This window comes from Aquabacterium sp. J223 (assembly GCF_024666615.1).
Classification (GTDB): Bacteria; Pseudomonadota; Gammaproteobacteria; order Burkholderiales; family Burkholderiaceae_C; genus J223.
Window position 1 is genome coordinate 675,040 of record NZ_CP088297.1, and the last position, 26,050, is coordinate 701,089.

Annotated in this window: 21 protein-coding genes, 4 tRNA genes and 1 pseudogene; 22 read left to right on the plus strand and 4 right to left on the minus strand. The window is 71.1% G+C overall.

Annotated features, from left to right (window positions below; genetic code table 11):
- Complete coding sequence (locus tag LRS07_RS03215) at positions 1–3,591, minus strand: indolepyruvate ferredoxin oxidoreductase family protein (RefSeq protein WP_260500577.1); 3,591 nt, start codon at positions 3,589–3,591, stop codon at positions 1–3.
- 153 nt (positions 3,592–3,744) lie between these two features.
- Between LRS07_RS03215 and LRS07_RS03220 the strand changes: the two genes are divergently transcribed.
- Complete coding sequence (locus tag LRS07_RS03220; RefSeq protein ID WP_260500578.1) at positions 3,745–4,464, plus strand: hypothetical protein; 720 nt, start codon at positions 3,745–3,747, stop codon at positions 4,462–4,464.
- Positions 4,465–4,569: 105 nt separating this feature from the next.
- On the opposite strand, the gene mltA is transcribed toward LRS07_RS03220, so the two are convergent.
- Positions 4,570–5,841 (minus strand): murein transglycosylase A, encoded by a 1,272-nt coding sequence (gene mltA, locus LRS07_RS03225; RefSeq protein WP_409450590.1) that lies wholly within the window; start codon positions 5,839–5,841, stop codon positions 4,570–4,572.
- Between mltA and LRS07_RS03230 the strand changes: the two genes are divergently transcribed.
- Positions 5,789–5,911, plus strand: a complete 123-nt coding sequence (locus tag LRS07_RS03230; protein ID WP_260500580.1) for a hypothetical protein — start codon at positions 5,789–5,791, stop codon at positions 5,909–5,911. The two genes, mltA and LRS07_RS03230, sit on opposite strands and share 53 nt — an antisense overlap.
- A 9-nt stretch (positions 5,912–5,920) precedes the next feature.
- Here LRS07_RS03230 and tlpB read toward each other — a convergent pair whose 3' ends face one another.
- Both tlpB and apaG read right to left on the minus strand, forming a co-directional pair.
- Entirely contained in the window at positions 5,921–7,765 is a 1,845-nt protein-coding gene (gene tlpB, locus LRS07_RS03235) for a transporter-like protein TlpB (RefSeq protein ID WP_260500581.1), read from the minus strand.
- A gap of 241 nt (positions 7,766–8,006) precedes the next feature.
- The gene (gene apaG, locus LRS07_RS03240; protein WP_260500582.1) at positions 8,007–8,378 is read right to left on the minus strand and encodes a Co2+/Mg2+ efflux facilitator ApaG/CorD; all 372 of its coding nucleotides are present in this window, start codon (positions 8,376–8,378) and stop codon (positions 8,007–8,009) included.
- A 103-nt stretch (positions 8,379–8,481) separates the two neighbouring features.
- Here apaG and rpe point away from each other — a divergent pair, with 103 nt between their 5' ends.
- The 20 genes and pseudogenes from rpe (at position 8,482) to rpoB (ending at position 26,050) form a co-directional block, all read left to right on the plus strand.
- On the plus strand, positions 8,482–9,186 hold the full coding sequence (gene rpe, locus LRS07_RS03245; RefSeq protein ID WP_260500583.1) for a ribulose-phosphate 3-epimerase: 705 nt from the start codon (positions 8,482–8,484) through the stop codon (positions 9,184–9,186).
- 92 nt (positions 9,187–9,278) lie between these two features.
- On the plus strand, positions 9,279–10,475 hold the full coding sequence (locus tag LRS07_RS03250; protein WP_260500584.1) for an MFS transporter: 1,197 nt from the start codon (positions 9,279–9,281) through the stop codon (positions 10,473–10,475).
- The gene (gene gph / locus LRS07_RS03255; RefSeq protein WP_260500585.1) at positions 10,472–11,131 is read left to right on the plus strand and encodes a phosphoglycolate phosphatase; all 660 of its coding nucleotides are present in this window, start codon (positions 10,472–10,474) and stop codon (positions 11,129–11,131) included. The genes LRS07_RS03250 and gph overlap by 4 nt, the downstream gene beginning before the upstream one ends.
- Before the next feature lie 293 nt (positions 11,132–11,424).
- Positions 11,425–12,901: pseudogene (gene trpE, locus LRS07_RS03260) on the plus strand (anthranilate synthase component I).
- Between the two features lie 10 nt (positions 12,902–12,911).
- Entirely contained in the window at positions 12,912–13,502 is a 591-nt protein-coding gene (locus LRS07_RS03265; protein ID WP_260500586.1) for an anthranilate synthase component II, read from the plus strand.
- 15 nt (positions 13,503–13,517) lie between these two features.
- Entirely contained in the window at positions 13,518–14,558 is a 1,041-nt protein-coding gene (gene trpD, locus LRS07_RS03270; protein WP_260500587.1) for an anthranilate phosphoribosyltransferase, read from the plus strand.
- The gene (gene trpC / locus LRS07_RS03275; protein ID WP_260500588.1) at positions 14,555–15,346 is read left to right on the plus strand and encodes an indole-3-glycerol phosphate synthase TrpC; all 792 of its coding nucleotides are present in this window, start codon (positions 14,555–14,557) and stop codon (positions 15,344–15,346) included. The genes trpD and trpC overlap by 4 nt, the downstream gene beginning before the upstream one ends.
- Positions 15,347–15,351: 5 nt before the next feature.
- Entirely contained in the window at positions 15,352–16,113 is a 762-nt protein-coding gene (locus LRS07_RS03280) for a uracil-DNA glycosylase (protein WP_260500589.1), read from the plus strand.
- A 91-nt stretch (positions 16,114–16,204) separates the two neighbouring features.
- A tRNA-Tyr gene (locus LRS07_RS03285) sits at positions 16,205–16,290 on the plus strand.
- A gap of 153 nt (positions 16,291–16,443) precedes the next feature.
- A tRNA-Gly gene (locus LRS07_RS03290) sits at positions 16,444–16,517 on the plus strand.
- 92 nt (positions 16,518–16,609) lie between these two features.
- Positions 16,610–16,684: transfer RNA gene (locus tag LRS07_RS03295), tRNA-Thr, on the plus strand.
- Positions 16,685–16,759: 75 nt separating this feature from the next.
- Positions 16,760–17,950, plus strand: a complete 1,191-nt coding sequence (gene tuf / locus LRS07_RS03300; RefSeq protein ID WP_260500590.1) for an elongation factor Tu — start codon at positions 16,760–16,762, stop codon at positions 17,948–17,950.
- A gap of 24 nt (positions 17,951–17,974) precedes the next feature.
- Positions 17,975–18,050, plus strand: a tRNA-Trp gene (locus tag LRS07_RS03305).
- 131 nt (positions 18,051–18,181) lie between these two features.
- The gene (gene secE, locus LRS07_RS03310; RefSeq protein ID WP_260502027.1) at positions 18,182–18,568 is read left to right on the plus strand and encodes a preprotein translocase subunit SecE; all 387 of its coding nucleotides are present in this window, start codon (positions 18,182–18,184) and stop codon (positions 18,566–18,568) included.
- A gap of 33 nt (positions 18,569–18,601) precedes the next feature.
- On the plus strand, positions 18,602–19,186 hold the full coding sequence (nusG, locus tag LRS07_RS03315; RefSeq protein ID WP_260500591.1) for a transcription termination/antitermination protein NusG: 585 nt from the start codon (positions 18,602–18,604) through the stop codon (positions 19,184–19,186).
- Positions 19,187–19,306: 120 nt separating this feature from the next.
- The gene (rplK, locus tag LRS07_RS03320; protein WP_260500592.1) at positions 19,307–19,738 is read left to right on the plus strand and encodes a 50S ribosomal protein L11; all 432 of its coding nucleotides are present in this window, start codon (positions 19,307–19,309) and stop codon (positions 19,736–19,738) included.
- 2 nt (positions 19,739–19,740) lie between these two features.
- Positions 19,741–20,448, plus strand: coding sequence for a 50S ribosomal protein L1 (rplA, locus tag LRS07_RS03325; protein WP_260500593.1), 708 nt, complete (start codon positions 19,741–19,743; stop codon positions 20,446–20,448).
- A 274-nt stretch (positions 20,449–20,722) separates the two neighbouring features.
- On the plus strand, positions 20,723–21,280 hold the full coding sequence (rplJ, locus tag LRS07_RS03330) for a 50S ribosomal protein L10 (RefSeq protein WP_260502029.1): 558 nt from the start codon (positions 20,723–20,725) through the stop codon (positions 21,278–21,280).
- A gap of 16 nt (positions 21,281–21,296) precedes the next feature.
- Entirely contained in the window at positions 21,297–21,677 is a 381-nt protein-coding gene (rplL, locus tag LRS07_RS03335) for a 50S ribosomal protein L7/L12 (RefSeq protein ID WP_260500594.1), read from the plus strand.
- Positions 21,678–21,925: 248 nt separating this feature from the next.
- The gene (rpoB, locus tag LRS07_RS03340; RefSeq protein ID WP_260500595.1) at positions 21,926–26,050 is read left to right on the plus strand and encodes a DNA-directed RNA polymerase subunit beta; all 4,125 of its coding nucleotides are present in this window, start codon (positions 21,926–21,928) and stop codon (positions 26,048–26,050) included.

Consider the following 26,050-nt stretch of genomic DNA (forward strand, 5'->3'; position numbering starts at 1 on the left):
TCAGCCCTGCGCCCGAGCCGGCGCCGGCGGGCGCCGCACCAGCGTGCGCCACTGCGTCATCAGCGCCTGCCAGCGCGGCCGCACTTCGGCCAGGTGGCGGGCCTTGACCGGGCCGAAGCCACGGATGCGCTCCGGCAGGCGCGCGATCTCCAGCGCCAGCGCCAGGTTGTCGGCGCGCAGGTCGGGCAGCAGCTCGGTGATGGCCGCGCGGTATTCGCCGACCAGCGCCCGCTCGGTGCGCCGCTCCTCGGTGCGGCCGAAGGGGTCGAACGGCGTGCCGCGCAGCACCTTCAGCCGCGCCAGCCAGGGGTAGACGGCGCCCAGCCACGGCCCGAAGCGCAGCTTGCGCGGCCGGCCCTGCGCGTCGAGCCGGCGGGCCAGCCCCGGCGGCGCCAGGTGCCAGTGCGGCCGGCCGCCGTCGAACTCGCGCTGCAGCCGCTCGGCGAAGGCGGGGTCGGCGTGCAGCCGGGCCACCTCGTACTCGTCCTTGTAGGCCATCAGCTTGTGCAGGCCCTCGGCCACCGCCTGCGCCAGGCGGGTCGAGCCGAGCGGCGCCTCGGCCAGGCGCACCTGGGCGACGAAGGCGCGGAAGGTGTCGGCGTAAGCGGCACTTTGGTAGGCCGCCAGCCGCTGCGCGCGGTCGTCGATCAGCGCCTCGATGCCCAGCCTGCGGTGCAGCTGGATGACCTGCGCGCCGGTGTTCGGCCGGGGCAGCGAGGCCGGGTCGTGGGCGGCCCGCCGGCCCCATTCGAAGGCCGCCTGGTTGCGCTGCGGCTGCACGCCGTTGAGCACCATCGCCTGCCGGATGGCGGCGCGGCTCAACGGGATCAGCCCGCGCTGCCAGGCATGGCCCAGCAGCAGCGGGTTGGCATAGACCGCGTCGCCCAGCAGCGCCACCGACAGCGCCTCGGCGTCCACCGCCCACAGGCGAGCCGCCGCCTCGCGCAGCCGCTGCTCGCAGGCGGCGGCGGGGTACTGCCAATCCGGCTGCTGCAGCAGCGCCGCGGTGGGCGTGGGGTGGGTGTTCAGCACCACCCGGCTGCGCTGCGGGTGCAGCGCCTGCAGCGTGACCGGCAGCGCCGCCACCAGGCCGTCGCAGGCCAGCAGCAGGTCGGCCTGGGCGGCGTCGATCTTGGTCGTGCGCAGGGCGTCGGCGGCCCCGGCCACCTGCACGTGCGACCAGGTGGCACCGCCCTTCTGCGCCAGGCCGGCGGCGTCCTGCGTCACCACCGCCTTGCCGTCGAGGTGGGCCGCCATGCCGAGCAATTGGCCGAGCGTGATGACGCCGGTGCCGCCGACACCGGCGACCACGCAGCGCCAGCCGGCGCCGGCGTCGGGCAGCGTGGGCTCGGGCAGCGGCGGCAGCGCATCGACGTCGGCCGCTGAGGCCGGAGCGGCGGCCTTCGGCTGGCGCGGCACGGCGCCCTCCAGCGTGACGAAGCTGGGGCAGAAGCCGTGCAGGCAGGACAGGTCCTGGTTGCAGGCGCTCTGGTTGATGCGGCGCTTGCGGCCGAGCGGCGTTTCCACCGGCTCCACGGCCAGGCAGTTGCTCTGCACCGAGCAGTCGCCGCAGCCCTCGCACACCGCTTCGTTGATGACCACCCGGACGCCGGCATCGGCCAGCGTGCCGCGCTTGCGGCGCCGGCGCTTCTCGGTGGCGCAGGTCTGCTCGTAGACGATGACGGTGCAGCCCGGCACCTCGCGCAGCGTGCGCTGCACCGCGTCCAGGTCCTCCCGCGGGTGCAGGGCGACGTCCGCCGGCAGGCCGGCGTCGCGCCACGGGTCGATGCGGTCGCTGACCAGCACCACCCGCGTCACGCCCTCGGCCTGCAGCTCGCGGATCAGCGCCGGCACGCGCAGCGTGCCGTCCACCGGCTGGCCGCCGGTCATCGCCACCGCGTCGTTGAAGAGGATCTTGTAGGTGATGTTGACCCCGGCCGCGACCGCCTGCCGCACCGCCAGCACGCCGGAATGGAAGTAGGTGCCGTCGCCCAGGTTGGCGAAGACATGGGCGTCCTTCGTGAAGGGCGCCTGACCGACCCAGGCCACGCCTTCGCCGCCCATCTGGCTGAAGGTCTCGGTCTGCCGGTCCATCCACAGCGCCATGTAGTGGCAGCCGATGCCGGCCATCGCGCGCGAGCCCTCGGGCACCCGGGTGCTGGTGTTGTGCGGGCAGCCGGCGCAGAACCAGGGCGCGCGTTCGCCCGTCGCCCCGGCCCCGGCCGCGGTGGAGGCCTGCACCGCCTGCTCGCGGCGCGCGGCGGCGTCCAGCACCGACAGGTGCGCGGCCATGCGCGCCTGCACGTCCGCCGGCACGCCCAGGCGCTGCAGGCGCCTGGCGATGGCGCGGGCGATGAGGGCCGGCGTCAGGTCGGCCTTGGCGCGCAGCAGCCAGTGGTCGGCCGGCTGGCCCCAGCTCCATTCGCCGCCGCTGTGGTCGCCGTCGGGTTCGTCGAACTTGCCCAGCACGTTGGGCCGCACGTCGGGCCGCCAGTTGTAGAGCTCCTCCTTCAACTGGTACTCGATGAGCTGGCGCTTCTCCTCGACGACCAGGATCTCCTGCAGCCCCTGCGCGAACTCGCGGGTGGTGCGCGCCTCCAGCGGCCAGGGCACCGCCACCTTGTGCAGCCGCAGGCCGATGCGCCGGCAGGCGGCGTCGTCCAGGCCCAGGTCGTGCAACGCCTGGCGGGTGTCGTTGTAGGCCTTGCCGCTGGCGATGAGGCCGAAGCGGTCGGCCGGCCCGGCGACGACGTCGTGGTTGAGCCGGTTGGCCCGCACGTAGGCCAGCGCGGCGTACCACTTGTGGTCCATCAGCCGCGCCTCCTGCTCCAGCGGCGTGTCCGGCCAGCGGATGTGCAGCCCGCCCGCGGGCAGCGGGAAGTCGTCGGGCAGCACGATGCGCACGCGGTCGGGGTCGATCTCCACCGACGACGACGACTCGACGATCTCCTGGATGGTCTTGAAGCCCGACCACAGCCCGGCGTAGCGGCTCATCGCCCAGGCGTGCAGGCCGAGGTCGAGGATCTCCTGCACCGAGGCCGGGAAGAACACCGGGATGCCGCAGGCCTTGAACAGGTGGTCGCTCTGGTGGGCGATGGTGCTGCTCTTGGCGACGTGGTCGTCACCCGCCACCGCGATCACGCCGCCGTGGCGCGCGGTGCCGGCGTAGTTGGCGTGCTTCAGCACGTCGGCGCTGCGGTCCACGCCCGGGCCCTTGCCGTACCACAGGCCATAGACGCCGTCGTGCTTCTTCGCCTGCGGCCAGAGGTCGAGCTGCTGGCTGCCCCACACCGCGGTGGCGGCCAGCTCCTCGTTGACGCCGGGCTGGAAGACGACCTGGTGGCGCTGCAGGTGGTCCTTGGCCTGCCACAGCGCCTGGTCCAGCGTGCCCAGCGGCGAGCCGCGGTAGCCGCTGACGAAGCCGGCCGTGTCCAGCCCGGCGCGGCGGTCGCGTTCGTGCTGCAGCAGCGTCAGCCGCACCAGTGCCTGCACGCCGCTCATGAAGGCGCGGCCCTGGTCGAGCCGGTACTTGTCGTCGAGGCGGACCTCGGCGAGGGCTTTCAGCACCTCGTCGGGAAGGGGAGCGTTCATGCCGGACCTCCGGTGGCGGTGGGGCCCCCGTGGCCTGCGCGGCACCGCTTGTGGCGGCAGCCTTCACGCAACGGGGCCGGTCCAGTCTAGGAAGCAAGCGGCGTGCGGCGGGCCATCGGCTACCCTGAGGAACCGCCGTCGCCGAAGCCGATCGTGACGTTTCCCCGCCCGCCGTTCCCACCGCCATGGCACCGCCGCCGGCTGATCGCCTGGCTGGGCGTGGCCGGCCTGTCGCTGCCGGCGGTTGCGCAGCCCCGCCTGCCGGCGGTCAATCTGCTGCTCAGCTGGGAAGTGGTCGAAGGCCAGGCGGCCGCCGCCGGCTTGTCGACCGGTGGCGGTTGGGCGGTCTCCACCCAGGGCATGGCGGGTGCGCAGCCTGGTGCCGTGCTGCGCAGCGCGCCGACCGACCGGTCCGCCGGCGTGCAGCGGCTGCGGGTGGTGAACGGGGGTCAGGCGACCGCGCGCCTGGGCCGGCCGGTGCAGGTGGTCTGGGCCGAGGGCCTGCGCACGCCCGACGGCGACGTGGGCGTGCTGCGCCAGGCGTGGACCGAAGCGGTCACGGCGCTGACGCTGCGCCCGGTCTGGCCCGGCGGCCAGGCGCCCGTCGCCCTGTCGGTCTCGGCCGTGCTGCCGCAGGGCCGCGAGACGGGCGAGATGGCGTCGATGGCCCGCCTCGGCGGGCCCGAGCGGCGCGACCGTCCCCCGGCCCATGCCCAGGTCGAGACCCAGCTGCTGCTGCCGATGGGCGAATGGGTGACGCTGGCCGACCTCGGGCCGGCGCCGGTGCACACCGCGCCGGGCGAGTTGTCGACGCGGTCCGTCGCCCGGCGCGCCGGGCCGGTGCTGCGCGTCAAGGTCGAAGCCCAGCGCTGAAGGCGCGGGCGTCCTTCAAGCGGCCACGGCGGATCCGGCTTCGCCGGGCCGCTCGTGGCGCCCCCGTGGAGGAGGAGCGCCGCAGGCGCGACGGGGGTGGTCCGTCTATCGCGGCCACAACGCCCACATGCGCAGCGGCTGCTTGGTCCGCCCGGCCTTGGCCTCGGCCTCGTCGCCCCAGCCCCAGAAGAAGTCGGCGCGCACCGCGCCGACGATGGCCGAGCCGGTGTCCTGCGCCATGACCAGCCGGCGCAGCGGCGTGGCCGACAGCGGTTCGGTGGCGTCGACCCAGACCGGGGTGCCGTAGGGCACGCTCTGCGGGTCCACCGCGATCGAGCGGCCCGGCGTCAGCGGCACGCCCTGCGCGCCGCGCGGGCCGATCCCGGGGTCGGGCAGCGGTTCCTCGCGGAAGAAGACGACGCGCGGGTTGGCCCACAGCATCTCCTGCACGCGCTTCGGGTTGCGCCGCGCCCAGTCGCGGATGGCGGGCCAGGAGGCCTGCTCGGCCTTCAGCTCACCCTGGTCGATGAGCCAGCGACCCACCGACTTGTAGGGCTGGTCGTTGTGGCCGGCATAGGCCACGCGCACCGTCTGCTGGCGGCCGTCGGGCTCGGTCAGCTTCAAGCGGCCGGAGCCCTGGATCTGCAGCACCAGCGCGTCCAGCGGGTCGGCCACCCAGGCGATCTCCCGGCCGCGGCTGCCGGCCTGGGCGGCGGGCAGGCTGTCCAGCTGCTGCCGGGTCCAGTAGGGCCTGCGGCTGGCCAGGTCGGCCGGCGGCATCAGCAGCGGCACCGCATGCGTCGGCCGCGGACTGCGCACCGCTTCCACCAGCGGCTCGAAATAGCCCGTCAACAGGCCGGTGGCGGCGCTGCCGTCCATCGCCTCCAGCCGGTAGGGCTGCAGCCGCTGTTCCAGCCACAACCTCAGGAAACCATCGTCGGCCGACGGGGCCCCTGCCGCCTCGGCGCACAGGCCGGCGAACCCGGGCGCCGGGCGTTCGCAGCCGCGGCGGAAGGCCACCCACCAGTCGGCCAGGCGGTCGTCGCGCCAGCCGGGCAGCTCGTCGAAGGCGACGGGCACCCAGCGCGAGCGGCTGCGCTGCAGCGTGCCGGGCACGGGCGCGGCGGGTGCCGTGGCGACCGGCGGCACGCTGGCCGGCGCTTCCGGTGCCGGCGCGGGCGGCGGCGGCGCGGTGCCGCAGGCGGTGAGCAGCGCGGCCAGCGTGGCGACCCAGCCCCACGCCCGCCGCCGCCGGTGCCCGCTGCCTAGAATCGCCGGCCCCGAAGGTCCTGCCCCATCCCGCCGCGCCACCACCGTCCGCACCATGGCCCTGATTCTGCTGGAAGCCCTCGGCGCGCTGGCCCTGCTGGTGTTCATCGTCTGGTGGACGATGTTCGCCGGCCGGCGCAAGGGCGAGCGGCGCGACGACGACGCGCCGCGCGACTGAACCGCCGGATCAGCCGCCGGGAGGCGCCGGGTCCTTCGGCGGCCAGAGGAAGGACCACGGCCGCCGCCACAGCCGACGCCGCAAGGCGGCATTCAGCCGCAGCCGCTCGCCCACGCGGATGCCGCGCGAGCGCAGCGCCACCTTGAAGGCCAGCGCGAAGCTGACGCCGACGTTGAGCAGGCCGGTGAGCACGATGCCCAGCGCGCACCACCAGAAGCTGGCGTCCAGCAGCAGGCCGATGCCCTCGGCGCCGAGGGCCGCGGCCAGCTGGCCGGTGGACAGCGTGACGTGCCGCACCTGGATCGGCAGGCCGAAGAAGGACGCGATGGCCGGCACCAGCCCGAGCATCAGCCCCAGCGACACGTTGGCCGCCAGGCCGGAGACATTGGCCCGCGCCCAGGCCGCCCAGCGCTGCGCCCGCGCGGCGCCCAGCCGCTGCACGATGCGGGGGTGCCAGGCGATGGCGCTGTCCAGCCGGTAGAAGACGAACCAGTTCTCGACCCAGCCGGCGACCAGGCTGGCGGAGAACAGCAGCACCCCGGTGAAGGCGGCGAACAGCGGCGTCGGCCCGAGGGCGGTCAGGTCGTGCAGGATGTGCTCGGCGGTGGCCCCGCCGACCAGCGGCTCGCCCAGGGCGGCGCGCGACGCCGCCTGCACGGCCAGCACCACCGGCGCCACCAGCGCCAGGTTGCCGAGGATGCCCGCCGTCTGCGAGCGGATGAGGTTGGCGATCTCGTCGACGAAGCCGTCCGCCGCCCGCTCGTCGTCGCCCTCGCCGGCGGTGGCCGCCGCCTTCTGCACCTCGCCGAGCCGGGCCGCCATCGCCGGCGCGGTCATCGCCGGCTGCTTGGTCGCCACGGTGAAGTGCAGCAGGTGGATCAGCACGAAGCTCGCCGCGTAGTTGACGCCGGCCCACCAGCCGCCCCAGAACGCCGACAGGCCCAGCCCGCCGATGGCGAACTTGAGGAAGGTGGTGCCGGCCAGCACGGTGCCGCCGCCGGCGGCGCGGGCCAGCATGCGGCGGTACTCGGCGCGGGTGCGGGTGATGTAGCCCTCGCCGGTCTCGGCGCTGCGCTCGGCCACCTTGCGCGCGAGCAGCGAGTAGTGGCGCGCCATCAGGCTGCGCACGCCGCGGCGTTCGGCCGCGTCCTGCACCAGCGAGCGCGTCAGCCGCAGCAGCTCCGGCGCGGGGTCGGGTGCCAGCAGCGCGTCCATCAGCAGCTCGACCCGGTCGCAGCGGGCGCGCAGCTGGTCCATGCGGAAGACCAGGTCCACCGACACGCCGGCCTCGGCCAGGTGGTCGTGGATCGAGGCGGCGGCGGCGCGGCAGCGGTCGAGCAGCGCGCGCAGGTAGGGCGCCTGCGCGAGCGCGGCGTCGGCATCGCCGGCCAGCACCGCGTCGCCGAAGCGGTCGCCCACCTGTGCCAGCTGGCGGAAGGGGTCGCCGTCCAGCAGATCGGCGCTCATGCGCTGGCGCATGGCGGGTGCGAAGCCGCCGGCGCGGATCTCGCTGACCAGCACGGTCAGCGCCTCGGCCATGGCGATGCGCCAGTGGGCCGTCGGCGCGGCCTGTTCGGCGGCCAATGCGGCGGCCGGGGCGGCGGGCGCCAGCAGCGCCGCCAGCCGCGCCAGCAGCGCGGCGTCCATGCGGCCCAGCCAGTCCAGGTCCTGCGGCTCGAAGAGCAGCGGAAACAGCGCCGCCAGGTCGCGCGTGGCCGGCGTGCCGGGCAGCACCCGCTGCACCAGGCGCTGGCGCAGCTCGCTCATCAGCGCGGCGCGCGGCGCGAAGCCGAAGTCGGCGAACAGCGCCGGCGCGTCGACCTCGCGCCAGAAGGCGTGCAGCAGGCCGCGCACGCTCGCGCGGCGACTCGTTCTGCTCCAGCACGTTGAGCAGGTGCTTCAGCCGCAGCAGCGCGATCGGCGTGCCGCCGCCTTCGCGCCGCTCGCGCCACGGTGCGGGATGGCGCAGCCACTGCGCCAGGCGCACCAGCCAGAGGTGACGTTCGGCGAGTTCGGCCCCGGGATCGGCCGCGTTGAGCAACGCGGTCAGGTCCCAGGCCGTCGTGGGACGGGCCCCGGCGACCATCGGCAGCGGTCAGTGAAGCGTCTGCCGCTGCGCCAGCAGGAACTCCGGCACCGGCGCGTCGAAGGGCCGGGCGTCCTCGGTCATGCAGAAGAAGGTGCCGCGCATGGTGCCGGTGGCGGTGGCCACGCGGGTCCAGCTGGTGTATTCGAAGCGCTCGCCGGGCTTGAGCAGCGGCTGGTGGCCGACCACCGCCAGCCCGCGCACCTCCTCGACCTTGCCGTCGGCGTCGGTGATCAGCCAGTGGCGCCCGATGAGCTGCGCCGTGGTGTCGCCGCTGTTCACGATGGTGATCGTGTAGGCGTAGGCGAAGGGCCCGCCGGCGGGGCTTTGCTCCGGCAGGAAGCGGACCTGCACGGAGACGGTGAACTCGGGTCGGGCCATCGGGGCATTCTAGGTAGCGCACCCGTCCGCCTTGGGGTCGCCACCTAGAATCCTTGCCAGAAAAAGGTGGCGGGTCCGTCGCAGCCGCCGTCGCACCCTCGCCATGACCACCTTCCGCATCGCCCCCAGCCTGCTCTCGGCCGACTTCGCCCGCCTCGGCGAGGAGATGAAGGCCGTCATCGCGGCCGGTGCCGACTGGATTCACTTCGACGTGATGGACAACCATTACGTGCCCAACCTGACCTTCGGGCCGATGGTGTGCCAGGCGCTGAAGCGCCATGCGGTCCGGGCCGACGGCACGCCGGTGCCGATCGACGTGCACCTGATGGTGCAGCCGGTGGACGCGCTGGCCACGGCCTTCGCCCAGGCCGGCGCCGACCTGATCAGCTTCCACCCCGACGCCTCGACCCACGTCGACCGCACCCTGCAGCTCATCCGCGGCGCCGGCTGCAAGGCCGGCCTGGTGTTCAACCCGGCCGCGCCGCTGGACGTGCTGGAGTGGACGATCGACCAGCTCGACCTGGTGCTGATCATGAGCGTCAACCCGGGCTTCGGCGGCCAGGGGTTCATCCCCTCGGCGCTGCGCAAGGTCGAGCAGGTGCGTCAGCTGATCGACGCCAGCGGCCGCGACATCCGGCTGGAGGTGGACGGCGGCATCAAGGTGGACAACATCCGCCGCGTCGCCGAAGCCGGCGCCGACACCTTCGTCGCCGGCAGCGCCATCTTCGGCCAGCCCGACTACGCCGCCGTCGTCGGTGCCATGCGGGCCGAGCTGAAGGCCCTTCCCCCGCGCGGCACCTGGGCCTGAATGAGGCCCCCACGCACACTGTCGTTTGCTGCCCCCCATGGGGGCGCTCAGCGCTTTCGGGCGGCCGTGCGGCGCTGAACCACGGCCCTGCCATGGCCGAGCTGTCGCGCACCCGCTGGGGCCAGGTCGCCCTGCTGCAACTCGTGGGCATCGCCTGCGCCATGCAGGTGGGCAAGGTGCCGCCGGCCATCGGCGCGCTGCGGCAGTCGCTCGGCATGAGCCTGGTCGAGGTGGCCTGGGTGCTGGCCCTGCTCAGCGCCGTCGCCGCGCTCGGCGGCAGCCTCGCCGGCTCGCTGGCCGCGCGCTGGGGCGCGGGGCGGGTGGTGCTGGGCAGCCTGCTGCTGATGGCCGCGGCCAACGCGCTGGGCGCGCTGTCGCCGTCGCCCGCGCCGCTGCTGGCCAGCCGCACGGTGGAGGGCGCCGGCTTCCTGTTCGCGGTGGTGGCGGTGCCGGGCCTGCTGGCGGCCAACTCGGCGGCGGCGGACCGGCCGCTGGTCTTCGGCCTCTGGGGCGCCTACATGGGGCTGGGCATGGCGGCGGCGATGTTCGCCGCACCGGCGCTGCTGGCCTGGGGCGGCTGGCGCGGGCTGTGGGGCGCGGACGCGGCGCTGCTGGCGCTGCTGGCGCTGGCGCTGGGGGTGGCCCGGCCCCAGGCGCCGCCGCGGTCGGCGCAGGGGCAGCCGCTGTCGGCGCTGGTGCGCGGCCTGGCCGTGGTGCTGCGGCGGCGCGAGGTCCAGCTGCTCGGCCTGGTCTTCCTCTGCCACGCCTACCAGTACATGGCGGTGTTCGGCTTCCTGCCCACGGTGCTGCACGAGGCCGGCATGCGCGGCGAGACGGCCGCCGCGCTCACCGCGACGGCGGTGCTCTTCAACGCGCTGGGCAACACGCTGACGGGCTGGCTGTTCAAGCGCGGCGCCCGCGCCGGCACGCTGCTGATGGCGGCGGCGCTGACCATCGGCGCCATGGAGCTGGCGCTGTACGCCGGCGGCCTGTCCGCGCCGGCGCGGGTGGGCTGCGCGCTGGTGTTCTCGCTGGTGGCGGGCATCCCGCCGGCGACGGTCTTCGTGCGGCTGCAGGCCGCGGCGCGCCAGCAGTCCGGGGCGGAGCCGGCGATCGCCATGGGCTTCGTCGTGCAGTGCTCGCACATCGGCCAGATGTTCTCGCCGGTGGTCGTGGCGGCGCTGGCCTCCGCCCTCGGCGGTTGGCAGTGGTCGCCGGCCGCCCTGCTGCCGATGGCGGCGGTGGTGTTCTGGTGCGGCTGGCGGCTGCAGCGAGGGGACCGCGCATGAGGCCGTTGCCGAGGCCGCGCGCGGTGATGATCGACCTCGACGGCACGTTGGTCGACACGCTGGGCGACTTCGACCTGGCGCTCAACGCCATGCTGGCCGACCTCGGCCTGCCGGCGGTGGACCGGGCGTTCATCGAACGCAGCGTGGGCAAGGGCTCGGAGCACCTGATCGCGGCGACGCTGTCGCAGGCGGGCGCCGGGCCGGGCCTGCAGCCGCGGGCCTGGGACCGCTACCAGCGGCACTACCTGCGCATCAACGGCAGCGCGGCCGCCGTCTACCCCGGCGTGGTGGAGGGGCTGCAGCGGCTGCGCGCGCTCGGCCTGCCGCTGGCCTGCCTGACCAACAAGCCGGCCGCCTTCGCCCGCCCGCTGCTGCAGCGGCTGGGGCTGGAGGGGTACTTCGCCCACGTCTTCGGCGGCGACGATTTCCCGCGCAAGAAACCCGACCCGCTGCCGCTGCTCGAGACCTGCAAGGCGCTCGGCACGGCGCCCGCGGCGACGCTGATGGTCGGCGACTCGGGCAACGACGCCCAGGCCGCGCGCGCCGCCGGCTGCCCGGTGGTGCTGGTGGACTACGGCTACAACCACGGCCGGCCGGTGGGGGCGGAGGACGCCGATGGCGTCATCGGCCGGCTCGACGCGCTGGCCTTTGACTGAACTCCGGCTGCACTGCGGCTGAAAGGGCCGCTGCTAAACTGCCCGGGCCATGTTCATCACGCGCAAGCACATCAAGGGGTCGCACGACCGGGGAGCCTGGCCCTGGCGACCGTCCGCTGCTGCTTGCCGCGCCAGCGCCTGACGCCCCTCGTTCACCGCCCGGTCCCGACGGACCGGCCCTGCCGGTGAACCGGCCTCCCCGGCGCTGACCCCGCGGCCTCGAAGACCACCGCCTTGCCGGCGGACGGCGCCCGGCCGGAGCCCCTCCGGCCCTGACGAGGAACCAGAACCGCATGATCACCGAGCTCGAATTCAAGAGCCTGGCCGAACAGGGCCACAACCGCATCCCCCTCATCGCCGAGGCCTTCGCCGACCTCGAGACGCCGCTGTCGCTGTACCTCAAGCTGGCCGGCGGCCGGCCCCTGAGCTTCCTGCTCGAGTCGGTCGTGGGCGGCGAGCGCTTCGGCCGCTACTCCTTCATCGGCCTGCCGGCGAAGACGCTGCTGCGGACCACCGGCTGGACCACCGAGGTGGTCACCGACGGCCAGGTGGTGGAGACGCACGAGGGCAACCCGCTGGACTTCGTCGCCGCCTACCAGCAGCGCTTCAAGGTGGCGCTGCGGCCCGGGTTGCCGCGCTTCTGCGGCGGGCTGGCCGGTTACTTCGGCTACGACACCGTGCGCTACATCGAGCCGCGGCTGGCCAAGACCGAGAAGCCGGGCGGCCTGGACACGCCGGACATCCTGCTGCTGCAGACCGAGGAGCTGGCCGTCATCGACAACCTGTCGGGCCGGCTGTACCTCATCGTCTACGCCGACCCGGCGCAGCCCGAGGCCTACTTCCGCGGCAAGAAGCGCCTGGGCGAACTGGCCGACCAGCTGCGCTACAGCGTGACCGCGCCGACGGTGCAGCGCGGCACGGCCTACCCCGTGGAGCGCGACTTCACCAAGGACGACTACCTGGCCGCGGTGCTCAAGGCCAAGGAGTACATCGCCGCCGGCGACATGATGCAGGTGCAGGTCGGCCAGCGCCTGCGCAAGCGCTACACCCAGTCGCCGCTGGCGCTGTACCGGGCGCTGCGCTCGCTCAACCCCCAGCCCGTACATGTACTTCTACGACATGGGCGACTTCCAGATCGTCGGCGCCTCGCCGGAGATCCTGGTGCGGCAGGAGGCGACGCCCGACGGGCAGAAGGTGACCATCCGCCCGCTGGCCGGCACCCGTGCCCGCGGTGCCTCGCCCGAGGCCGACCGGTTGATGGAGGCCGAGCTGACGGCCGACCCGAAGGAGCGCGCCGAGCACCTGATGCTGATCGACCTGGCGCGCAACGACATCGGCCGCATCGCCAGGACCGGCAGCGTGAAGGTGACCGAGGCCTTCGTGGTCGAGCGCTACTCGCACGTCATGCACCTGGTCAGCAACGTCGAGGGCCTGCTGCAGGATGGCGCCACCAGCCTGGACGTGCTGAAGGCGACCTTTCCCGCCGGCACGCTGAGCGGCGCGCCGAAGATCCGCGCGATGGAGATCATCGACGAGCTGGAGCCCGTCAAGCGCGGCATCTACGGCGGCGCCTGCGGCTACTTGAGCTTCGCCGGCGACATGGACGTCGCCATCGCCATCCGCACCGGCATCGTCAAGGACCAGACGCTGTACGTGCAGGCGGCGGCCGGCGTGGTGGCCGACTCGGTGCCCGAGATGGAGTGGCGCGAGACCGAAGTGAAGGCGCGCGCGCTGATCCGCGCCGCCGAGCTGGTCGAGGAAGGGTTCTGAGGGGGCCGCCATGCTGCTGATGATCGACAACTACGACAGCTTCACCTTCAACCTGGTGCAGTACTTCGGCGAACTCGGCGAGGACGTGCGGGTGGTGCGCAACGACGAGATCACGCTCGAAGGCATCGCCGACCTGCGGCCGGACCACCTGGTGCTGTCGCCCGGGCCCTGCTCGCCGGCCGAGGCCGGCGTCTGCATCGACGCCATCCGCCACTTCACCGGCAGGCTGCCCATCCTCGGCGTCTGCCTGGGCCACCAGGCGATGGGCGCCGCGCTTGGCGGCAAGGTGGTGAGGGCGCAGCGCCAGATGCACGGCAAGGCCAGCACCATCACCACCGACCGCCAGGGCGTGTTCGCCGACCTGCCCGAGCGCTTCGAGGTCATCCGCTACCACTCGCTGGTGATCGAGCGCGAGTCGCTGCCGACGGTGCTGGAGGTGACCGCCAGCGCCACCGACGACGGCGAGATCATGGGCGTGCGTCACAAGGACCTGGCCGGCACCGCCACGCCGCTGGAGGGCGTGCAGTTCCATCCGGAGTCCATCCTGTCGGAGCATGGCCATGCGCTGCTGCGCAACTTCCTGCGCGCGGGCCGCGCGTGACCCGAGGGGCTTGACATGATCCTGTCAGACGTCGACGCGCTGACCCGCGTCATCGAGCACCGCGAGATCTTCCACGACGAGATGCTGGCGCTGATGCGCCGCATCATGCGCGGGGAAACCTCGCCGGTGATGATCGCCGCGCTGGCCATCGGCCTGCGGGTGAAGAAGGAGACGATCGGCGAGATCACCGCCGCGGCCCAGGTGATGCGCGAGTTCGCCACGCCGGTGCCGGTGGCCGACCGGCAGCACCTGGTCGACATCGTCGGCACCGGCGGCGACGGCGCGCACACCTTCAACATCTCCACCGCGGCCACCTTCGTCGCCGCCGCGGCCGGCGCCCGGGTGGCCAAGCACGGCGGGCGCAGCGTGTCGTCGACCAGCGGCAGCGCCGACGTGATGGAGGCGCTGGGCGCCGACATCCAGCTCACGCCCGAGCAGGTGGCGCAGTGCCTGGCGGCCACCGGCATCGGCTTCATGTTCGCGCCCAACCACCATGCGTCGATGAAGCACGCGGCGCCGGTGCGCAAGGAATTGGGCGTGCGCACGCTGTTCAACATCCTGGGGCCGCTGACCAACCCGGCCGGCGCCGAGAACACGCTGATGGGCGTCTTCCACCCGGACCTCGTCGGCATCCAGGTGCGCGTGCTGCAGCGGCTGCAGTCGCGCCACGTGATGGTGGTGCACGGGCTGAACGGCATGGACGAGATCTCGCTGTCCGGCGAGACGCTGGTCGGCGAGCTGAGGGACGGCCAGGTGCGCGAGTACACCCTCCACCCCAGCGACTTCGGCCTGCCGGTCTACGACAGCCGGGTGCTGCGGGTGGCCAACCGCGACGAGTCGGTGGCCTGCATCCGCCGCGCGCTGGCGAACGAGGACGGCCCGGTGCGCGACATCGTGCTGCTCAACGCCGGGGCGGCGCTGTACTGCGCCGGCGTGGCGTCGTCGATCGAGGACGGCATCGGCCGCGCGCGGACCGCCGTGTCCAGCGGCGCGGCGGCGGCCAAGGTGGAGGCGTTCGTCGCGTTCACCCGTCGCGTCAAGGAAGGCGCGGCATGACCGACATCCTGCAGCGCATCGTCGCAGTCAAGCGGGAGGAGGTGGCGGCGCTGCGTGCGGCGCGGCCGCCGGCCGACCTGCGGCGCGAGGCCGAGGCCCAGCGCGCCGGCCGGCGCGACTTCGTCGGCGCGCTGCGAGCCCGCGCCGACGTCGGCCGGCCGGCGGTGATCGCCGAGGTGAAGAAGGCCAGTCCCAGCAAGGGCGTGCTGCGCGAGCGCTTCATGCCGGCGGAGATCGCGGCGTCCTACGAACGCGGCGGTGCGGCCTGCCTGAGCGTGTTGACCGACCGCCCCTTCTTCCAGGGCGACGAGGCGTTCCTGCGCCAGGCGCGCGCGGCGTGTTCGCTGCCGGTGCTGCGCAAGGACTTCATCGTCGACGAACTGCAGGTGATCGAGGCGGCCGCCATGGGCGCCGATTGCATCCTGCTGATCGCCGCCTGCCTGGACGATGCGGCCATGGCGGGCCTCGAGGTCTGTGCGCGCGACCTCGGCCTGGCGGTGCTGGTCGAGGTGCACGACGCCGAGGAACTGGACCGGGCGCTGCGGCTGCAGACGCCGCTGATCGGCGTCAACAACCGCAACCTGCGCAGCTTCGAGGTGTCGCTCGACACCACGATCGGCCTCAAACCGCGGGTGCCGGCCGACCGGCTGCTGGTCACCGAGTCCGGCATCCTGAGCGGTGACGACGTGCAGCGCCTGCGCGCTGCCGGTGTGCATGCCTTCCTCGTCGGCGAGGCCTTCATGCGGGCCGAGGATCCGGGCACCGCGTTGGCCGCGCTCTTCGGCTGAGCGCCATGACCGACCGGCAGGGCGGGCTGTTCGCCGCCGAGGCGCCGGCCACCGACAGTCCCGACAGCGCCCTGCGGCGACCGCTGGACGCGTTGTTCGACGAGGTGCCGGGCGGCTGGCGCGCGGTGACGGAACCCTTCCGTCGTTCGCCGGAGGGCCGTCGGTTGATCCAGTTCGTCGACGACCGTGTGGCGGACGGCGCCACCGTCTACCCGGCCGACGTGCTGCGGGCCCTGCGGCTGACGCCGCTGGAGGCGGTGCGGGTGGTCGTGCTCGGTCAGGACCCGTACCACGGGCCGGGGCAGGCCCAGGGCCTGGCCTTCCACGTGCCGCCCACATGCGCCGTGCCGCCGAGCCTGCGCAACATCGCGGCCGAGGTGCGCGCCTGCGGCGGCGAGGGCGCCGGACCGGCGCCGGACCTGGAATCGTGGGCGCGACAGGGGGTGCTGCTGCTCAACACGGTGTTGACGGTGGAGGACGGCCGTCCCAACAGCCACGCCAGACGCGGTTGGGAGGGGCTGACCGACGCGCTGATCCGCGCGGTGTCCGATCAGCCCCGGCCGGTGGTCTTCCTGCTGTGGGGCAACCCGGCGCGGGCGAAGGCGGCGCTGGTCGACCGCCGGCGTCACGACGTGCTGGAGGCCAACCACCCGTCGCCGCTCGCGGCGCGTCGACCGCCGATCCCCTTCATCGGCTGCGGCCATTTCGCCGAAGCGAACCGGCGGCTGACGGTGCGACGCCCCGAGGAGCCGCCGGTCCGCTGGTAGCGCGCTGGGGTTCTCGTCGCCCCCGGCCGACTGGCGCAGCGCGCGTCTTGGCTTGTGTCGCGACAAGCTGCTAGAATCTGCGGTTCGCCGCGGAGGGGTGCCCGAGTGGCTAAAGGGGGCAGACTGTAAATCTGTTGGCTTACGCCTACGCTGGTTCGAATCCAGCCTCCTCCACCACGGCGAAACGATACAAAAAGTGAAGGACGGCGGGCGGTGCGAAGCGCCGATCGCCTGGCAGACGTAACAAGCGGACGAAGAAGGTTCGAGACGAGACGACCGGCGCGAGCGGATCCGTCGCGGCGCCCTGGCGGTGACGGGGCACAAGGCGTGGCGGGAGTAGTTCAATGGCAGAACCTCAGCCTTCCAAGCTGATGACGCGGGTTCGATTCCCGTCTCCCGCTCCAGCGACTGCCGGGTCGGAGCGGTTCGCGGTGTCGGTCGACATCGACAGCGGTCTGGGCGTGCGGCGGGTGTCCGCGCCCAGACCTGTGTCGATGCCCATGTGGCTCAGTGGTAGAGCACTCCCTTGGTAAGGGAGAGGTCGCGCGTTCGATCCGCGCCATGGGCACCAACCCCTTCTTCGGTGGCCTCGTGCCGCCTTCTCTTCCGACGACGCATCATCTGATCGCCAGCAGGAGCGCTCAACATGGCAAAAGGCAAGTTTGAACGGACCAAGCCGCACGTGAACGTGGGCACGATTGGGCACGTGGACCATGGCAAGACGACGCTGACGGCGGCGATCACGACGGTGCTGTCGACGAAGTTCGGCGGCGAGGCCAAGGCGTACGACCAGATCGACGCGGCGCCGGAGGAGAAGGCGCGCGGCATCACGATCAACACCGCGCACGTCGAGTACGAGACGGCCAACCGTCACTACGCGCACGTCGACTGCCCGGGGCACGCCGACTACGTGAAGAACATGATCACGGGCGCGGCGCAGATGGACGGCGCGATCCTGGTGTGCTCGGCCGCGGACGGCCCGATGCCGCAGACGCGCGAGCACATCCTGCTGGCGCGCCAGGTGGGCGTGCCGTACATCATCGTGTTCCTGAACAAGTGCGACATGGTCGACGACGCCGAGCTGCTGGAGCTCGTCGAGATGGAAGTGCGCGAGCTGCTGTCCAAGTACGACTTCCCTGGTGACGACACCCCGATCGTCAAGGGCTCGGCCAAGCTGGCGATGGAAGGCGACAAGGGCGAGCTGGGCGAGCAGGCGATCATGAAGCTGGCCGAGGCGCTGGACACCTACATCCCGACGCCGGAGCGGGCGGTCGACGGAGCGTTCCTGATGCCGGTGGAGGACGTGTTCTCGATTTCGGGTCGCGGCACGGTGGTCACCGGCCGTGTCGAGCGCGGCATCATCAAGGTCGGCGAGGAAATCGAGATCGTCGGCATCCGCGCCACGCAGAAGACCACCTGCACGGGCGTGGAGATGTTCCGCAAGCTGCTGGACCAGGGGCAGGCGGGCGACAACGTGGGCATTCTGCTGCGCGGCACCAAGCGCGAGGACGTCGAGCGCGGCCAGGTGCTGTGCAAGCCGGGCTCGGTCAAGCCGCACACGCACTTCACGGCCGAGATCTACGTGCTGAGCAAGGAAGAGGGCGGGCGCCACACGCCGTTCTTCAACAACTACCGGCCGCAGTTCTACTTCCGCACGACGGACGTGACGGGTGCGGTGGAGCTGCCGAAGGACAAGGAGATGGTGATGCCGGGCGACAACGTGGCGATCACGGTCAAGCTGATCGCCCCGATCGCCATGGAAGAGGGCCTGCGCTTTGCGATCCGCGAGGGCGGCCGCACCGTCGGCGCGGGCGTCGTGGCGAAGATCCTCGAGTAAACAGCGTTCTAGCAAGCAGGCCGCAGGGGCATAGCTCAATTGGCAGAGCGTCGGTCTCCAAAACCGAAGGTTGGGGGTTCGATTCCCTCTGCCCCTGCCAGACCCCTGACTGCCAGGGGTCTGGCGGCCGAACAAGCAGCCCGCGGGTGGTGAAACAGCCCGGCGGGCTTTGCTGCTGATGGCGTCGGCGTTCACTGCAAGGCAGGCGCCATCGGGAACCGAATGAAATCGATGTCCACCAACCCTCAAGTCGAGACCGTCTCCAGCGGTGCGGACAAGGCCAAGCTGGCCGCGGCCGCCGCGTTGATGGTCGGCGGCGTGGTCGCCTTCTACCTGCTGGGCCAGAAGGACCTGTGGCTGCGCGTCGTCGCGCTGCTGGCGTTGCTGGCCGCCGCCGTGGCGGTGTTCTTCACCTCCGAGTCGGGCCGGCAGCTGATCGCCTTCGGCCAGGACTCGGTGCGCGAGACCAAGAAGGTCGTCTGGCCCGCCCGCAAGGAGGCGATGCAGATGACGCTGTACGTCTTCGGCTTCGTGGTGCTGATGGCGCTGTTCCTGTGGCTCACCGACAAGACCCTGGAGTGGCTGCTCTACAGCCTGATCCTGGACATGAGGCCGTGAGGCGCTGAAAGCGACCCTGCGAGACACCAAGTGATGAGCGAACAACAAGCCCCCGACACCGGCGCGAGCAGCGCGGCCTCCGCCTCGCCAATGCGCTGGTATGTCGTGCACGCCTACTCCGGCATGGAGAAGGCGGTCGAGCGCAACCTGCGCGAGCGCATCGAGCGGGCCGGCATGCAGGCCAAGTTCGGCCGCATCCTGGTGCCGACCGAAGAAGTGGTCGAGCTGAAGAACGGCAAGAAGGCCGTCACCGAGCGCCGCTTCTTCCCCGGCTACGTGCTGGTCGAGATGCTGATGGACGACGAGTCCTGGCACCTGGTCAAGCACACCAGCAAGGTCACCGGCTTCGTCGGCGGCGCCAAGAACCGGCCGGCACCGATCTCGGAAGCCGAGGTGATGAAGATCGTCAACCAGATGCAGGAAGGCATCGAGAAGCCGCGGCCCAAGGTCGAGTGGACGGTGGGCGAGCTGGTGCGGGTCAAGGAAGGCCCGTTCACCGACTTCAACGGCGCCATCGAGGACGTGAACTACGAGAAGTCCAAGGTGCGGGTGTCGGTGACCATCTTCGGTCGCGCCACGCCGGTCGAGCTCGACTTCGCGCAGGTCGAGAAGGTCTGAGTCTTTTCAGCGCGCTGTGCGGGGTGGCCCGGCACGGCGCGTGTCGTTCGGTCAGGGCCATGTTGACGAGGAGCCGAAGCGCCGCAGGGCGCACAGGCGTTTGAACTCGAGGAGCCAGTCATGGCAAAGAAGATCGTCGGCTTCATCAAGCTGCAAGTCCCGGCCGGCAAGGCCAACCCGTCCCCGCCGATCGGCCCCGCGCTGGGTCAGCGCGGCCTGAACATCATGGAGTTCTGCAAGGCGTTCAACGCGCAGACCACCACGATGGAGCCGGGCCTGGTGCTGCCGGTGGTGATCACCGCCTTCGCGGACAAGTCCTTCACCTTCGTCATCAAGTCGCCGCCGGCCGGCGTGCTGATCAAGAAGGCGATCAAGCTGGACAAGGGCTCGGCCCGTCCGCACCTGGACAAGGTCGGCAAGCTGACCCGCGCCCAGCTGGAGGACATCGCGAAGGTCAAGATGAAGGACCTCAACGCCGCCGACCTCGACGGCGCCGTCAAGATCATCGCCGGCACCGCCCGTTCGATGGGCGTGACCGTGGAAGGAGTCTGACCATGGCCCGACTGACCAAGAAGCAGAAGGCCCAGCAGGGCCGCATCGAGAGCACCAAGCTCTACCCGATCGCCGACGCGCTGACGCTCGTCAAGGAGTTCGCGACCGCGAAGTTTGACGAGTCCATCGACGTCTCCGTCCAGCTCGGCATCGACGCCAAGAAGTCCGACCAGGTGGTGCGCGGTGCCGTCGTGATGCCCAACGGCACCGGCAAGACCAAGCGCGTGGCGGTGTTCGCCCAGGGCGCGAAGGCCGAGGAGGCCCGGGCCGCCGGTGCCGACATCGTCGGCATGGAGGACCTGGCCGAGCAGGTCAAGGCCGGCAACCTGAACTTCGACGTGGTGATCGCCTCGCCGGACACCATGCGCGTCGTCGGCACGCTGGGCCAGATCCTGGGCCCGCGCGGCCTGATGCCGAACCCGAAGGTCGGCACCGTGACGCCCGACGTGGCCACCGCGGTGAAGAACGCCAAGGCCGGCCAGGTGCAGTTCCGCGTCGACAAGGCCGGCATCATCCACGCCACCATCGGCCGGCGCTCGTTCGAGTCCGACAAGCTGGTGGGCAACCTGGCCGCGCTGCTGGACGCGCTGAACAAGGCCAAGCCCGCGTCGAGCAAGGGCGTGTACCTGCGCAAGGTGGCGGTGTCGTCGACCATGGGCGTGGGCGTCCGCGTCGACGCGTCGACCATCGCCCAGCAGGCGCAGGCCTGATGGTTTGAAGCCCTGCCGGCCCCAGGCCGGCAGGCAACGGATTGGTGGGCTGCGGGGGTCGCTTGACCGCCGCAGGCCGTCCAAGACCGCTGGCGGGGCCCGCGAGGTCCCTTAAATCGACGGCGCCGCAAGTCGCCCGACAGCCAGCGCAGATGGCGCACCCGCTGTGAAGGATGTGCCCCGGCTCACCGGGGCGGTTCCGAGCAGAAGGTCGCTGAAACCCGGTGTGCGGAAGGTCCTCGGACCGGACGCACGTTTCGTGAGGAGTGGACCTTTGAGTCTCAATCGCAACGAGAAAGCAGCCGTGGTGACGGATGTGGCGGCCCAGGCGGCCCGCTCGCAGACGCTCGCCCTGGCCGAGTACCGTGGCCTCACCGTCGAGAACCTGAACAAGCTGCGCGTCGATGCGCGGTCCAAGGGTGTGTACCTTCACGTGCTGAAGAACACCCTGGCCCGTCGCGCCGTCGCCGGCACCCCGTTCGAGGTTGCGTCGGAGGCCATGGTCGGCCCGCTGATCTACGGCTTTTCGGAGGACGCGGTGGCCGCGGCCAAAGTCCTGGCGGACTTTGCCAAGACCAACGACAAGCTGGTGCTCAAGGCCGGCGCCTATGCCGGCAAGCCGCTGGACGCCGAAGGCGTCAAGGCCCTGGCCTCGATCCCCAGCAAGGAAGTGCTGCTGGCCCAGATCGCCGGCCTGCTGAAGTCGCCCGTGCAGCGCATGGCCGGCGTGCTGGCCGCCCTGGCCGAGAAGCGTGGTGCGGGGGGCGGAGGAAGCCCCGGCCGCCGCCGAAGCGCCCGCCGCCTGAGTCCCGCGTTCAACACCTTTCCCTGATTTCGAGGAACCCCAAATGGCATTCGACAAAGACGCTTTCCTGACCGCCCTGGACGGCATGTCCGTGATGGAACTCAATGACCTGGTGAAGGCCATCGAGGAGAAGTTCGGCGTGTCCGCCGCCTCCATGGCCGCCCCGGCCGCCGGTGGTGCCGGCGGCGCCGCCGCCCCGGCCGCCGAAGAGAAGACCGAGTTCACCGTGCAACTGCTGGACGCCGGCGCCCAGAAGGTGTCCGTCATCAAGGCGGTGCGCGAGATCACCGGCCTGGGCCTGAAGGAAGCCAAGGACCTGGTCGACGGTGCGCCGAAGCCGGTCAAGGAAGGCATTGCCAAGGCCGACGCCGAAGCCGCGCTGAAGAAGCTGGTGGAAGCCGGCGCGAAGGCCGAGCTGAAGTAAAGGCTCTGCTCAGGTGCTCCCGGGGGCCAACCCCGGGGAGCACTTGCAAGCGGCGCATGCGTCGCCACTTGCAAGTGTTCTCTGATCCGACTGCAGAGAACGGGTTTGGTCGGGCCCCGGTGCAATGCCGGGGTTGTCCGCCAGCGGTGGGTAGTGGCCCGCCACCAAGCATCGAGCGCAACGTTCGAGAAGCCAGTCGCCGACGCGGTGCAGCTCACGGCCAGAGCTGCGCCCGAGACGGAGTCCTCATGGCGCAAGCATCCCCTTCCTACAGCTACACCGAGCGCAAGCGAATCCGCAAGAGCTTCGGCAAGCGCGAAAGCGTCCTCAGCGTCCCGTACCTGCTCACCATGCAGCGGGAGTCCTACGTCGCCTTCCTGCAGAAGGATGTTCCGCCGGCCCAGCGCAAGCCCGAGGGGCTGCAGGCCGCCTTCCTGTCCACCTTCCCGATCGTCTCGCACAACGGGTTCGTGGAGATGAAGTTCATCGAATTCAACATCGCCAAACCACCCTTCGACGTGCGGGAATGCCAGCAGCGGGGCCTGACCTTCGCGGCGGCGGTGCGCGCCAAGCTGCAGATGATCATCTACGACCGTGAGTCGGCGCAGCCGAAGACGGTCAAGGAGATCAAGGAGCAGGAGGTCTACATGGGCGAAGTGCCGCTCATGACCGACTACGGCTCCTTCATCATCAACGGCACCGAGCGGGTCATCGTCAGCCAGCTGCACCGCAGCCCGGGCGTGTTCTTCGAGCACGACAAGGGCAAGACGCACAGCTCTGGCAAGCTGCTGTTCTCGGCGCGGATCATCCCCTACCGCGGTTCGTGGCTCGATTTCGAGTTCGACCCGAAGGACGTGCTGTACTTCCGCGTCGACCGCCGTCGCAAGATGCCGGTGACCATCCTGCTCAAGGCGATCGGCCTGTCGCCCGAGCAGATCCTGGCGCACTTCTTCGTCTTCGACAATTTCCGCCTGATGGACGCGGGCGCGCAGATGGAGTTCGTGCCCGACCGCCTGCGCGGCGAGATCGCGCGCTTCGACATCACCGACAAGGACGGCAAGGTCCTGGTCGAGAAGGACAAGCGCATCACCGCCCGCCACGTGCGCGCGCTGGAGCAGTCCGGCACCCAGTTCCTGTCGGTGCCCGAGGACTTCCTCATCGGCCGCGTGGTGGCCAAGAACGTCGTCGACGAAGAGACGGGCGAGATCATCGCCAAGGCCAACGACGAGCTCACCGAGACGCTGCTGAAGAAGCTGCGCACCGCCGGCGTGAAGGACCTGCAGGTCCTCTACACCAACGAGCTGGACGAAGGCGCGTACATCAGCCAGACGCTGGCCTCCGACGAGACGGCCGACCAGCTGGCCGCGCGGGTGGCCATTTACCGCATGATGCGCCCCGGCGAGCCGCCGACCGAGGACGCGGTCGAGGCGCTGTTCAACCGCCTGTTCTACTCGGCCGACACCTACGACCTGTCGCGCGTCGGCCGCATGAAGTTCAACGCCCGCGTCGGCCGTGACTCGGCCGAAGGCGCGATGACGCTGTCCAACGAGGACATCCTCGACGTGGTGAAGATCCTGGTCGAGCTGCGCAACGGCCGCGGCGAGGTCGACGACATCGACCACCTGGGCAACCGGCGCGTGCGCTGCGTGGGCGAGCTGGCCGAGAACCAGTACCGCTCGGGCCTCGCGCGCATCGAGAAGGCGGTCAAGGAGCGTCTCGGCCAGGCCGAGACCGAAGCGCTGATGCCGCATGACCTGATCAACTCCAAGCCGATCTCCGCGGCCCTGAAGGAGTTCTTCGGCGCGTCGCAGCTGTCGCAGTTCATGGACCAGACCAACCCGCTGTCCGAGATCACGCACAAGCGGCGTGTCTCGGCCCTGGGCCCGGGCGGCCTGACCCGCGAGCGCGCCGGCTTCGAGGTGCGCGACGTGCACCCGACCCACTACGGTCGCGTGTGCCCGATCGAGACGCCGGAAGGCCCGAACATCGGCCTCATCAACTCGCTGGCGCTGTACGCGCAGCTGAACGAGTACGGCTTCCTCGAGACGCCTTACCGCCGGGTGGTGGACGGCAAGGTCACGATGGAGATCGACTACCTGTCGGCCATCCAGGAGGGCAAGTACGTCATCGCCCAGGCCAACGCCGGCCTCGACGCCGAGGGCAAGCTGATCGACGAGCTGGTCTCCGCCCGCGAGAACGGCGAATCGGTGCTGACCAGCCCCGAGCGCATCCAGTACATGGACGTGGCGCCGACGCAGATCGTGTCGGTGGCGGCCTCGCTCGTGCCCTTCCTGGAGCACGACGACGCCAACCGCGCGCTGATGGGCGCCAACATGCAGCGCCAGGCAGTGCCGACGCTGCGTCCCGAGAAGGCGCTGGTGGGCACCGGCGTCGAGCGCGTGGCGGCCAAGGACTCCGGCACGGTGGTCGCGGCGCGCCGCGGCGGCGTGGTGGACTACGTCGACACCAACCGCATCGTCATCCGCGTCAACGACGACGAGACGGTGGCCGGCGAGGTGGGCGTCGACATCTACAACCTCATCAAGTACCAGCGTTCCAACCAGAACACCAACATCCACCAGCGGCCGATCGTGCAGCGCGGCGACAAGGTGGCGGCCGAGGACATCATCGCCGATGGCGCCTCCACCGACATCGGCGAGCTGGCGCTGGGCCAGAACATGCTGGTCGCGTTCATGCCCTGGAACGGCTACAACTTCGAGGACTCGATCCTGATCTCGGAGCGTGTGGTCGCCGAGGACCGCTACACCTCGATCCACATCGAGGAGCTGGTGGTGATGGCCCGCGACACCAAGCTGGGCAGCGAGGAGATCACCCGCGACATCCCGAACCTGAGCGAGAACCAGCTGGCGCGGCTGGACGAGTCCGGCATCGTCTACATCGGTGCCGAGGTGAACCCCGGCGACGTGCTGGTGGGCAAGGTCACGCCGAAGGGCGAGACCACGCTGACGCCGGAAGAGAAGCTGCTGCGGGCCATCTTCGGCGAGAAGGCGTCCGACGTGAAGGACACGTCGCTGCGCGTCGACCAGGGCACCAACGGCACCGTCATCGACGTGCAGGTGTTCACCCGCGAGGGCATCCAGCGCGACAAGCGCGCCCAGCAGATCATCGACGACGAGCTGAAGCGCTTCCGCCTCGACCTGAACGACCAGCTGCGCATCGTCGAGGCCGACGCCTTCGACCGCATCGAGAAGCTGCTGGTGGGCAAGCCCGCCAACGGCGGCCCGAACAAGCTGGCCCGCGGCGCGGCGATCACCAAGGAGTACCTCTCGGGCATCGAGAAGTTCCACTGGTTCGACGTGCGCCCGGCCGACGAGGACGTGGCCAACCAGCTGGAGTCGATCAAGAACAGCCTGGAGCAGACGCGCCACAGCTTCGACCTGGCCTTCGAGGAGAAGCGCAAGAAGCTGACGCAGGGCGACGAGCTGCCCGCCGGCGTGCTGAAGATGGTCAAGGTGTACCTGGCCGTCAAGCGCCGCCTGCAGCCCGGCGACAAGATGGCCGGCCGTCACGGCAACAAGGGCGTGGTGTCGAAGATCGTGCCGGTCGAGGACATGCCCTACATGGCCGACGGCACCCCGTGCGACATCGTGCTCAACCCGCTGGGCGTGCCGTCGCGCATGAACGTGGGCCAGGTGCTGGAAGTGCACCTGGGCTGGGCCGGCAAGGGCATCGGCCAGCGCATCGGCGACCTGCTGCAGCACCAGTCGCGCGCGGCGGAGCTGCGCCGGTTCTTCGACGAGCTCTACAACAAGAGCGGCGGCAAGACCGAGCGGCTGGACGACCTGTCGGACGACGAGATCGTCGAGATGGCCGAGAACCTGAAGCACGGCGTCCCCTTCGCCACCCCCGTCTTCGACGGTGCGGCGGAAGAGGAGATCCGCGCCATGCTCAAGCTCGCCTACCCGGACGACATCGCCGCCCGCAAGGGGCTGACCGACACGCGCACGCAGGCCACGCTGCACGACGGCCGCACCGGGGACGCCTTCGAGCGCCCGGTCACCGTGGGCTACATGCACGTGCTCAAGCTGCACCACCTGGTCGACGACAAGATGCACGCCCGCTCCACCGGCCCGTACAGCCTGGTCACCCAGCAGCCGCTGGGCGGCAAGGCCCAGTTCGGCGGCCAGCGCTTCGGCGAGATGGAGGTGTGGGCGCTGGAGGCCTACGGCGCGTCCTACGTGCTGCAGGAGATGCTGACCGTGAAGTCCGACGACGTGAACGGCCGTACCAAGGTGTACGAGAACATCGTCAAGGGCGAACACGCCATCGACGCGGGCATGCCCGAGTCCTTCAACGTGCTGGTCAAGGAAATCCGTTCGCTCGGCATCGACATCGAGCTCGAGCGCAACTAA

What these genes read in the sequence shown, in the direction of transcription:
- LRS07_RS03250 (WP_260500584.1), top strand. Translation starts at nt 9,279, where the DNA reads ATGGCCGAGCTGTCGCGCACCCGCTGGGGCCAGGTCGCCCTGCTGCAA.
- nusG (WP_260500591.1), top strand. Translation starts at nt 18,602, where the DNA reads ATGAGCGAACAACAAGCCCCCGACACCGGCGCGAGCAGCGCGGCCTCC.
- secE (WP_260502027.1), top strand. Translation starts at nt 18,182, where the DNA reads ATGTCCACCAACCCTCAAGTCGAGACCGTCTCCAGCGGTGCGGACAAG.
- LRS07_RS03280 (WP_260500589.1), top strand. Translation starts at nt 15,352, where the DNA reads ATGACCGACCGGCAGGGCGGGCTGTTCGCCGCCGAGGCGCCGGCCACC.
- rplA (WP_260500593.1), top strand. Translation starts at nt 19,741, where the DNA reads ATGGCCCGACTGACCAAGAAGCAGAAGGCCCAGCAGGGCCGCATCGAG.
- LRS07_RS03215 (WP_260500577.1), bottom strand. Translation starts at nt 3,591, where the DNA reads ATGAACGCTCCCCTTCCCGACGAGGTGCTGAAAGCCCTCGCCGAGGTC.
- trpC (WP_260500588.1), top strand. Translation starts at nt 14,555, where the DNA reads ATGACCGACATCCTGCAGCGCATCGTCGCAGTCAAGCGGGAGGAGGTG.
- mltA (WP_409450590.1), bottom strand. Translation starts at nt 5,841, where the DNA reads ATGAACACCAGCAGGGCCAGCGCGCCGAGGGCTTCCAGCAGAATCAGG.
- rpoB (WP_260500595.1), top strand. Translation starts at nt 21,926, where the DNA reads ATGGCGCAAGCATCCCCTTCCTACAGCTACACCGAGCGCAAGCGAATC.
- trpD (WP_260500587.1), top strand. Translation starts at nt 13,518, where the DNA reads ATGATCCTGTCAGACGTCGACGCGCTGACCCGCGTCATCGAGCACCGC.
- rplL (WP_260500594.1), top strand. Translation starts at nt 21,297, where the DNA reads ATGGCATTCGACAAAGACGCTTTCCTGACCGCCCTGGACGGCATGTCC.
- LRS07_RS03230 (WP_260500580.1), top strand. Translation starts at nt 5,789, where the DNA reads ATGGCCCTGATTCTGCTGGAAGCCCTCGGCGCGCTGGCCCTGCTGGTG.
- rpe (WP_260500583.1), top strand. Translation starts at nt 8,482, where the DNA reads ATGACCACCTTCCGCATCGCCCCCAGCCTGCTCTCGGCCGACTTCGCC.
- rplK (WP_260500592.1), top strand. Translation starts at nt 19,307, where the DNA reads ATGGCAAAGAAGATCGTCGGCTTCATCAAGCTGCAAGTCCCGGCCGGC.
- tuf (WP_260500590.1), top strand. Translation starts at nt 16,760, where the DNA reads ATGGCAAAAGGCAAGTTTGAACGGACCAAGCCGCACGTGAACGTGGGC.
- apaG (WP_260500582.1), bottom strand. Translation starts at nt 8,378, where the DNA reads ATGGCCCGACCCGAGTTCACCGTCTCCGTGCAGGTCCGCTTCCTGCCG.
- gph (WP_260500585.1), top strand. Translation starts at nt 10,472, where the DNA reads ATGAGGCCGTTGCCGAGGCCGCGCGCGGTGATGATCGACCTCGACGGC.
- LRS07_RS03265 (WP_260500586.1), top strand. Translation starts at nt 12,912, where the DNA reads ATGCTGCTGATGATCGACAACTACGACAGCTTCACCTTCAACCTGGTG.